Raw genomic sequence first — 9083 nt, 5'->3', positions numbered from 1 at the left:
CCACCAGTTGCGCCGACATCGCCAGCATCGCGATATAGCTCTTGGTGGCGGCCACGCTCAGTTCAGGGCCCGCGAGCAGCGGCAGTTCCGTGCCTGCGGCTTCGGCCAGCGGCGAATCGGCCACGTTCACCATCGCCGCGGTGAGCGCACCCGCATCGCGCAGCGCCTTGATCGTCGCCACGAGATCAGGACTCCTGCCTGATTGGGAGAAAGCAAGGGCAAACTGGCCGCTTACACGCAAAGGCGCCTGCTGGAGCGTGGCGATCGACATCGGCAGCGAGGCGACCGGCACGCCCAGGCGGCTCATGGTGAGCGAAGCGAAATAGCTCGCGGCGTGGTCGGAGCTGCCGCGCGCGACGGTGAGCGCGACGTGGCGCGGCCCGGCTTCGAGCGCGCTAGCAAGCGCCTCGACGCGCGAGGTGTCCGCGAGCTGCGCGGCGACGACGCTGGCAGAGGCCAGCGCTTCTTTAAGCATATTCGACAAGCGATTCTCCTTCGACATAGGTCGCGGTAAGCGCCAGTTCGCGGTCGAACACGTTGACATCGGCCCAGGCGCCGCGCTGCAGGCGGCCCCGGTCTTCGATGCCGAGGTAGTCGGCCGCGTAGCGCGACAGGCGTGCGGACACGTCCGCGATCGGCAAGCCGAGCGAGACGAGATTGCGCAGGGCCTGATCCATGGTGAGCGTGCTGCCTGCGAGCGTGCCGTCCGCAAGACGTACGCCGCCGAGGCACTTGGTGACGTGCTGGCTGCCCAGACGATATTCGCCGTCGGGCATGCCCGTCGCCGAGGTGCTGTCCGTCACCACATAGAGGCGCGGAATCGCGCGCAGCGCGGCGCGGATCGCGCCCGGATGGACGTGCAGCAGATCGGGGATGATTTCGGCGTATTCGGCATGCGCGAGCGCCGCGCCGACCACGCCAGGATTGCGGTGATGCAGCGGCGACATCGCGTTGAACAGGTGCGTGAAGCCGCAGGCGCCGTGCTTGAGCGCGTTGACCGCATCGTCGTAAGTCGCGAGCGTGTGGCCGATCTGCACGCGCACGCCGCGCGCCGCCATCTCGCCGATGATCTCAATATGGCCGGCGATTTCCGGCGCGACCGTGACCACGCGGATCGGCGCGATCGACAGGTACTTGAGCACTTCGTCGAGCACGGCGGACACCGCCGCGTCGGGTTGCGCGCCCAGCTTGCCCGGATTGATGTACGGCCCTTCCAGGTGCACGCCCAGCACGCGCGCGCCGCCCGGCGTGCGCTTGCGTGCGACGTCGCCCAGTCCTGCGACCACATTCATCAGTTCGTCGCGCGGCGCGGTCATGGTGGTGGCGAGCAGGCTGGTGGTGCCGTAGCGCGCATGGGTGCGGGCGATCGTTTCGATGGCGTTGCCCGCTTCCATCACGTCGGCGCCGCCGCCGCCGTGCACATGCAGGTCGATGAAGCCCGGCAGGATGTAGGGCGCGTCGTTCTTCGCCGGATCGGCGGCCTCGCCCTCGATCGACGTGATGCGCCCGTTTTCGAACGTCAGCGTGCCGTTGATCCAGCCATCAGGGGTGAGAATGTTTCCGCTCAGCATGAGAATTTTCCGATATTGCGCGCGGCGACGGCCTGCGCGCGGTCAGTCTTGACGGTGACGTGCATGAGAGAGTCATGGCGCGCCCGCGCGTTCCCGCGAGCCACGCTTTTTGACGTTTGCCTGATCGCGTGCGTCGTGGCGTTCATTGGCGCAACTCCGCAACGAAGTCGTAATAGCCGTCGCGGCAATACGTGTCGGTCAGCTCGATGGCGTGCTGGTCGCGCGAAAAACCCACGCGCGTGATCACGAGCAGCGCCGCGCGCGGCTCCACGCCCATCAGCGCGGCGATCTCGCCCGTCGCATTGACGGCGCGAAAATGCTGCAGCGCGCGCACGACCGGCATGTTGCGCGTCTCCAGGTACGCATAGAGCGAACCGTCGAAGGCCTGGGGGTCCGGCACGATCGGCACCGGCAGTGCCGAATGCTCGACCGCCATCACGATGCCGTCCGCGCGGCGCAACCGCCGCAGGCTCGAAACCGCCGCTCCCGGCGACAGGCCGAGCTGCACGATTTCCTCGCGGCGCGCCGGGCGCACTTCACGCTCCAGCCACACCGAATCGGCGGTAAAGCCGCGTTGCTCCATGCGCTTGGTGAAGCCGGTCAGACGCGAAAGCGGGTCTTCGACGCGCGGCGTGATGAAGCTGCCCGCCCCGCGTGCGCGCCGGATCAAGCCCTGCTCGACGAGCAGCTCGATCGCCTTGCGCGCCGTGATGCGCGACACGCCGATGGCGTCCGACAACGTGCGCTCCGAGGGCAGCGCCTCGCCCGCCGACCAGACGCCGCAATGTATGGCCGTGGCGAGGTTGCGCGCCAGCTGCAGATAGAGTGGCGTGACGTTGCGCGCATCGGGCATCAGGGCAGACCAACGGGTTTCCATGGAACTCCGGCCAGCGGTTTGACGGATCGTGGAGACGCCCGGACAGATCGTCGAGGAACCGGGACAAAAACTGCGTGACGTCGGTCCGGTGCGAAAGCGAGCCCATTATATAACCACAATAATACCAGTCAACACAGGCGAAGCCCTTCGCCAACGCGCCACAAATTTCTTATAAATCAATTGATTGCGAAATTTTATAAGGCGCTGCAGGCTATCCATGGCGCATCGGTATTTTCCCTGGCGTAGCCCATTTGGGCTCTTTATGCGCAACCACTCAAGCGCCAGCCGATGCACTTTGGAATCCCAGCTTGATACCGGCGTAGAACCAATGCGAAGATTCAGAAAGTGAACGATATCGCGCGCCCCTGACATCCCATATAGTGGCATTTGACCAATATCAACGAACTGACCACGGGTACCCAGTTTGTCGAATGATTCCGACACGAGACGGCGCGCCGAAGCCGTCCTGCAGTTCAATCGCTTCTATCGAACGTTCCTCGGGGCACAGCAGGACGATCAGCCCAGCTCGCCGTTTTCGCTCACCGAAATCCGCGTGCTGCGCGAACTCGACAGCGGCGGCACGCAGACTTCCGCGACGCTCGCGCGCACGCTGGCGCTCGATTCCGGCTATCTGAGCCGCATTCTGGCGAGCTTCGCGCGCCGCCACCTGATTGCGCGCTCCGCCTCGCAGGCCGACGCACGCCGCACCTTCATCTATCTGACCGACGCCGGCCGCAGCACCTATGCGACGCTGAGGGATGCCGCAATCGGCGGTCTCGCCGATCGGCTCGGCAAGCTGAGCACTGCAGAGCAGGAAGAGCTGATCAAGGCGATGGAGGTTGTGCAGCGGCTGTTGGGTTGAAGCGCCGTAGAAAACAAAAAAAGCCGCGCCATCGAAATGGCAGCGGCTTTTTTACTTAAGCGATAGCAAGACGCGGCGCGAAGGCCGCGCAACGTCACACGCTTAGAACGACGGGATCATCGAACCCTTGAACTCGTTCTTGAGGTACTGGCGCACGTCTTCCGACTGGTACGCAGCGACCAGCTTCTTCACCCACGGCTTGTCCTTGTCCTGCGCGCGCACGGCGATCAGGTTGGCGTACGGGCTGTGCGTGTCTTCCAGGGCGATGGCGTCCTTGGTCGGCTGCAGGCCGGCGGCCAGCGCGTAGTTGGTGTTGATGACGGCGGCGTCCACGTCGCCCAGCGCGCGCGGCAGTTGCGCGGCGTCCAGTTCGACCAGCTTCACCTTCTTCGGATTGTCGGCGACGTCGAGCGGCGTAGCGTTGTTGCCGTTCGTGCCCGCGCCTGCGCGCAGCTTGATCACGCCCTTGCTTTGCAGCACGAGCAGCGCACGGTTTTCGTTCGACGGATCGTTCGGGACCGCGATCTTCGCGCCTTGCGGCAGCGCTGCCAGCGACTTGAGCTTCTTCGAGTACACGCCGATCGGCGAGATGTACGTGAGACCCGCGTTGACGATCTTGTAGCCGCGCTGCTTGATCTGGCTGTCGAGGTACGGGCCGGTCTGGAAGCTGTTCGCGTCGAGGTCGCCCGAATCGAGCGCCGCGTTCGGCTGCACGTAGTCGTTGAATTCGATGACCTTGACGTTCAGGCCTTCGCGCTTGGCGACCTTCTGGACGACGGCCCACACCTGGGCGTCCGGGCCCGACACGGTGCCGACCTTGATGACCTGGTCGTCTGCGCGTGCGCCGAAGCTGGCTGCGAGCGTGGTGGCGGCGACGCCGGCGAGGAGTGCTTTGATCAGATTTCTGCGCTGCATGGAGATTGTGTTCCCGCTTGTTGCTTGTTTATTACGTTATCGAGCCGCTGAGCCGCATTGTGTGCCGCCAGCCGGCAGACATAAATGGTCTCATATGGCACCGGCCCCGCGAAATATAGAAATCGCATACTGGTATGCCTGCGGGGATGCCGGCGCGCGCCAGTGTGGCGCAAAAGGCTTTCGAACGGCCTGCGCGAAGGCGTGGCCGTTCGAATCACAACCGCTTAATTGCCGTCGTTCGAGCCGAGCAGGATCTTCAGATCGTGCACCCAGGGCGTCACGCCCTGCCCGTCACGCGCGAACAGGCGCAGCTTGCCGGTGGTGTCGAACACATAGCTCGCGGCGGTGTGATCCATCGTGTAGCCGTCGGGCGTCTTGCCGGGCACCTTCGCGTAGTACACGCGGAAGTCCTTGGTCACCTGCTTGAGCTGGGCGTCGTCGGCCGGACGCAACGCGATGAAGGTGGGATTGAAGGCGTTCACATACTGGCCGAGGATCTGCGGCGTATCGCGCTCGGGATCGACGCTCACGAAGATCACCTGCACACGCTTGTCGGCATCGGGTCCCAGTTGCTGGAGCGCCTGCGACAGCTCGGCCATGGTGGTCGGGCAAACGTCCGGGCAATGCGTATAGCCGAAGAACAGCACCACGACCTTGCCCTTGAAATCGGCCATCGTGCGCGTCTTGCCGTTCGAATCCGGCAGCGAGAAGTCGTTGCCGAACTGCGTGTTGCCGGTGATGTCGAGATTCGAGAACGACGGCGGCTGCTGGCCGCAGCCTTCGAGGCCGAGCGTCGCACCCAGCGCGCCCGCGGCGGCCAGCGCGATCACCGTCGCGCGCACGAAGCGCGCAAGCGTGCGTCGAGTCATGTCGTTACGCTCCGATGAGCGCATGCACGTAGTGATCGACGAGCAACGCGACGAACAGCAACGAGAGATAGATGATCGAGTAGCGGAACATCGCGCGTGCGAGGGCATCCGAGTACTCGACATAGATCTTCCAGGCGTAGGCGAGGAAGACGGCGCCGAGCAGCACGCTCGAAGCCAGATACAGCACGCCGCTCATGCCCGAGATATAGGGCATCAGCGCGACCGCGAAGAGAATCACCGAGTACAGCAGGATATGCAGGCGCGTGTACTTTTCGCCGTGCGTGTTAGGCAGCATCGGCAGGCCGGCTGCTTCGTAGTCCTTGCGGCGATACAGTGCGAGCGCCCAGAAATGCGGCGGCGTCCACACGAAAATGATCAGCACGAGAATCCAGGCGTCGCCGGGCACGTGGCCGGTGACGGCCGCCCAGCCAAGCGCCGGCGGCATCGCGCCCGACGCACCGCCGATCACGATGTTCTGCGGCGTGGCCGGCTTGAGCAGCAGCGTGTAGATGATCGCGTAACCGATGAAGGTCGCAACCGTGAGCCACATCGTCAGCGGATTGGCGAAGGTGTACAGCACCCACATGCCCAGGCCGCCAATCACCGCCGAGAAAATCAGGATCTGCACGCTGGTGATCTCGCCGCGCGCCGACGGGCGCCACGAAGTGCGGCGCATACGCGCATCGACTTTTTGCTCGACGAGACAGTTGATCGCGAAGGCCGCGCCAGCCGTCAGCCAGATGCCGACGGTGCCGCCGATCAACTGCTTCCAGGGCACCATGCCCGGCACGGCGAGGAACATGCCGATGACCGCGCAGAACACGGCCAGTTGGGTCACGCGGGGCTTGGTGAGCGCGAGATACTGCGAAATCCGGCTACCGGGTGACTGGGGGAGGGTTGTACTTTCCATAGGGCGGGATCACACCGCAGCGGTGTCGCGCGCAGGGAGAACAGCGCGGCCGGGGCGGCTACAAGCAATTCGAAAGTTTAGCACGACGAGCAAAAGCAACAGGATCGCCGCGCCACCGTTGTGAGCCACCGCGATAGGCAGTGGCCATTGCAGGACGATGTTAGAAAGTCCTGTCAGAAACTGGATTGCAATCACGATCAGAACCCAGTTCGCGGGGCGGCGCAACGAGGCATAGCGCCGCATTTTGACGGCGAACCATACCAGATATGCGATAACCGCGAAGGCAAACGTGCGGTGCGTCCAGTGAATCGCGACCAGCGCGTCCTGCGTAATCACATCGCCGTTACCGTCCATGCCGAGCGCGCGCCAGAGGTGAAAACCGTGATGGAAATCCATCGGCGGAATCCAGGCGCCGTTGCAGGTCGGGAAGTCGGTACAGGCGAGCACCGCGTAATTGGTGCTCACCCAGCCGCCCAGCGCGATCTGCACGATCAGCAGCACGAGCGCCGCGAGCGCGGCGACGCGCCAGCGTGCGGCGTCGGGATCATAGGCGGGCAGCGGCGTCATGCGCGCGGCCAGCCACGCCAGCGTGCCCAGCAGCGTGAGGCCCAGCAACAGGTGCGTCGTGACGATCACGGGCTGCAGCTTCATCGTCACGGTCCATGCGCCGAAAATACCCTGCACGAGAATCAGCCCGAGCAGCGCAGTGGGCCACCACGGCGACACATGCAGCGGCAGGCGCTTGATGCGCGCGCGCCAGGCGATCGCCATCTGCGCAATGATGAGGACACCGATCGCCATCGCGAAGTAGCGGTGAATCATCTCGATCCACGCCTTCGACATGCTCACGGGACCGCTCGGCATGGCCAGATGGGCGGCGGCGATCTGCGCATGCGCGATGAACGGCGACGACGTGCCATAGCAGCCCGGCCAGTCCGGGCAACCAAGGCCCGAATCAGTCAGACGTGTAAAGCCGCCGAACATCACCAGGTCGAGCGTCATGAAGGTCGTGAGCCACACGAGCTTGCGGAATTTGTTGTCGTCGGCTTTGACCCACACCCACGAAAGCGGCAGCAACGCGACGCACAGGCCAATCAGGCCCAGCTCCAGGATAAACATCTCTCTTACTCTTTTCTGTCAGAACTCGCGCTGCGCACCTTAACCGATGCTGGACCACTTGAGGAGCTTAGTCACGTCTTGTTTGATCTTTGACGGATCCGGATGATCGGGAAAACGCATCATCAGATTGCCGTTGGGATCGACCAGATAGATGTGGTCGGTGTCTTTGGTCGTGTCGGTGGCGGGCAGCCACGCGGCCACGGCGGCGGGGTCGGCGCGCAGCATGCGGGTGTCCGGATAGGCGCTGCGCACCACGGCGGGCACGCTGGCGTCGTCGCTACGCAGCCAGACCGTGACTACGCGCTCGCGCTCCGCGCCCTGCGTCGCGCGCACCTGGCGCATGAAGTAGAGCTTGTGCACGCAGGCTTCGTCGCATGCGCCGCTATCGACGGAGATCATCAGCCAGCGGCCGCGCAGCGAGGCGAGCGGCACTTCGTGGCCGTCGTCGCCGGTCACCATCAGCGCGGGCGGAATCGTGCGCTGCGGCTCGATCAGCGTGCCGTAGCTGGTGCTGCCGCCCTTCGGCTGGATCACGTAGTACGTGAAATACGAAATGGCGATGGGCGCGCCGCAGATCAGCGCGATCAGGAACAGCATCCAGCGGCCGCGCCGCCACGAACCCTTGGGCTGTGTGGATTGTGCGCCGCCCTGCGTTGCCGCGTTGCGGGAGACCTGCGTTGTATCGGGAGATTGCGTCGACACTGCGTGAACCTCGTTTCTGTCGCTTCCTGTTGACCATGCGCCGCCATCGGGCAGCGCGCCGGATATTGCAGACGATCTCGCACGACTTGATCGTCAGGCGTCCTTTGCACCGTGTACCGGCCCTTTGGTGGCATGCGTGGCGTTGGTGACATCCATGTCATCGTCGTCATCGGCGCCATCGGCGTCTGGCATGCGCTCTTTTGTCGCAGCCCGACGGGCCGCGTAAAGACCGAATCCGAGCGCCGCGGCGGCCATACCCCACCACTGGAACATGTAGCCGATGTTGCGCTCGACATCCAGGGCCGGTGCGGGCCAGTCGCGCACGAGACCGTCCTTGAAGGCCGGCGCCGGGGAGGACACAAAGCCCGTCTGCTGGATCACGAAGGGCTGCAGCGGCAAACCGGTTTCCGCTGCGTAGGAAGCGACGGCCAGATTCTGCCGTATCTTCTGATGCGCTGCAGAGCCGCCGGCACCCAGCTCGAACGCACGCGACGCATCCGCGCGCGCGATGCCCTCCACTTCCACCGATCCCGCAGGCGTCTCATAGGGCGCGATCCGCTCGCGATCGTCGATGCTGCGCGGCAACCAGCCGCGATTGACCAGCACGTAGCCGCCGTCGTCCAGTTTAAGCGGCATCACCACGTAAAAGCCTGGCTGGTCGTTATAGGGACGATTGTCGAGATACACCACGCGCGCGGGCAAAAACGTGCCCTTCGCGTGCACGCGATGGAACTCGATGTCCTTGAGCGCGATGGGCGCAGCCCCCACGGTTTGCGGGCTGGCGTTTTCGTATTGCGTGATCTGTGCCTGCAACGCTTCCTTCTGATGCGCACGATCGCGCTGCCAGAAACCCAGCCGTATCGTCACGGCCATCACGATCAGGATCAACAGCGCGGGAACCAGACGGATCTTCATCGGGCACGACCGATGCGGCACATACGGTTGATCGAACCCCGCGCGACGGGGCGCGGTGCGATAATGAGACAGGCGTTTTCAGACATGCGAGATTCCGCAAATTCAGCAGTGAACTTCATGCACATACTCGTTCCCATTGCATTCGCGTTGATCATCGCGAGCATGATCTCGGCGCTCTATTTCATGATGCACGACAAAGGCCGCACCAAGCGCATGGTCTGGTCGCTTGCCACGCGCGTGGGCTTCTCCATCTCATTGTTCCTCTTCATTCTCTTCGCGCACTGGATGGGCTGGATCCAGCCGACGGGTATTCCGCTCGGCCGCTGATCGACGCCACGCGAGT

Annotated in this window: 11 protein-coding genes; 2 read left to right on the top strand and 9 right to left on the bottom strand. The window is 64.1% G+C overall.

The window, feature by feature from the left end; genetic code table 11:
* The 3 genes from VG320_RS16185 to VG320_RS16175 all read right to left on the bottom strand — a co-directional run.
* Nucleotides 1–475 (bottom strand): SIS domain-containing protein (locus VG320_RS16185; protein ID WP_327201098.1); only part of this gene is annotated, 475 nt, incomplete at its 3' end.
* Nucleotides 468–1571 carry an N-acetylglucosamine-6-phosphate deacetylase gene (nagA, locus tag VG320_RS16180; protein ID WP_327201097.1) on the bottom strand — a complete coding sequence of 368 codons (1104 nt, stop codon included), beginning with the start codon at nt 1569–1571 and terminating at the stop codon, nt 468–470. The genes nagA and VG320_RS16185, both read right to left, overlap by 8 nt.
* A gap of 142 nt (nt 1572–1713) precedes the next feature.
* Nucleotides 1714–2448 (bottom strand): GntR family transcriptional regulator, encoded by a 735-nt coding sequence (locus VG320_RS16175; protein WP_327201096.1) that lies wholly within the window; start codon nt 2446–2448, stop codon nt 1714–1716.
* A 424-nt stretch (nt 2449–2872) separates the two neighbouring features.
* Here VG320_RS16175 and VG320_RS16170 point away from each other — a divergent pair, with 424 nt between their 5' ends.
* A complete protein-coding gene (locus tag VG320_RS16170) occupies nt 2873–3310 on the top strand; it encodes a MarR family winged helix-turn-helix transcriptional regulator (RefSeq protein ID WP_327201095.1) in 438 nt (145 codons plus the stop codon).
* A 102-nt stretch (nt 3311–3412) separates the two neighbouring features.
* On the opposite strand, the gene VG320_RS16165 is transcribed toward VG320_RS16170, so the two are convergent.
* The 6 genes from VG320_RS16165 to VG320_RS16140 all read right to left on the bottom strand — a co-directional run bounded on the left by VG320_RS16165 (nt 3413) and on the right by VG320_RS16140 (nt 8740).
* On the bottom strand, nt 3413–4225 hold the full coding sequence (locus tag VG320_RS16165) for a MetQ/NlpA family ABC transporter substrate-binding protein (protein ID WP_327201094.1): 813 nt from the start codon (nt 4223–4225) through the stop codon (nt 3413–3415).
* Nucleotides 4226–4449: 224 nt separating this feature from the next.
* Entirely contained in the window at nt 4450–5094 is a 645-nt protein-coding gene (locus VG320_RS16160; RefSeq protein WP_327201093.1) for an SCO family protein, read from the bottom strand.
* Nucleotides 5095–5098: 4 nt separating this feature from the next.
* On the bottom strand, nt 5099–6004 hold the full coding sequence (gene cyoE, locus VG320_RS16155; RefSeq protein ID WP_103702449.1) for a heme o synthase: 906 nt from the start codon (nt 6002–6004) through the stop codon (nt 5099–5101).
* 9 nt (nt 6005–6013) lie between these two features.
* Nucleotides 6014–7123: a COX15/CtaA family protein gene (locus VG320_RS16150; RefSeq protein WP_327201092.1), complete on the bottom strand. Its 1110-nt coding sequence runs from the start codon at nt 7121–7123 to the stop codon at nt 6014–6016.
* 39 nt (nt 7124–7162) lie between these two features.
* Nucleotides 7163–7825: a cytochrome C oxidase subunit I gene (locus tag VG320_RS16145; RefSeq protein WP_327201091.1), complete on the bottom strand. Its 663-nt coding sequence runs from the start codon at nt 7823–7825 to the stop codon at nt 7163–7165.
* 93 nt (nt 7826–7918) lie between these two features.
* On the bottom strand, nt 7919–8740 hold the full coding sequence (locus VG320_RS16140) for an SURF1 family protein (RefSeq protein ID WP_327201090.1): 822 nt from the start codon (nt 8738–8740) through the stop codon (nt 7919–7921).
* A 117-nt stretch (nt 8741–8857) separates the two neighbouring features.
* Here VG320_RS16140 and VG320_RS16135 point away from each other — a divergent pair, with 117 nt between their 5' ends.
* Nucleotides 8858–9067 (top strand): twin transmembrane helix small protein, encoded by a 210-nt coding sequence (locus tag VG320_RS16135; protein WP_327201089.1) that lies wholly within the window; start codon nt 8858–8860, stop codon nt 9065–9067.
* The last annotated feature ends 16 nt before the right edge of the window (nt 9068–9083 follow it).

This window comes from Paraburkholderia sp., from assembly GCF_035948235.1.
Taxonomy (GTDB): domain Bacteria; phylum Pseudomonadota; class Gammaproteobacteria; order Burkholderiales; family Burkholderiaceae; genus Paraburkholderia.
The sequence above is the reverse complement of the archived record's forward strand: the minus strand, read 5'-3'. Positions and strand labels throughout refer to the sequence as shown.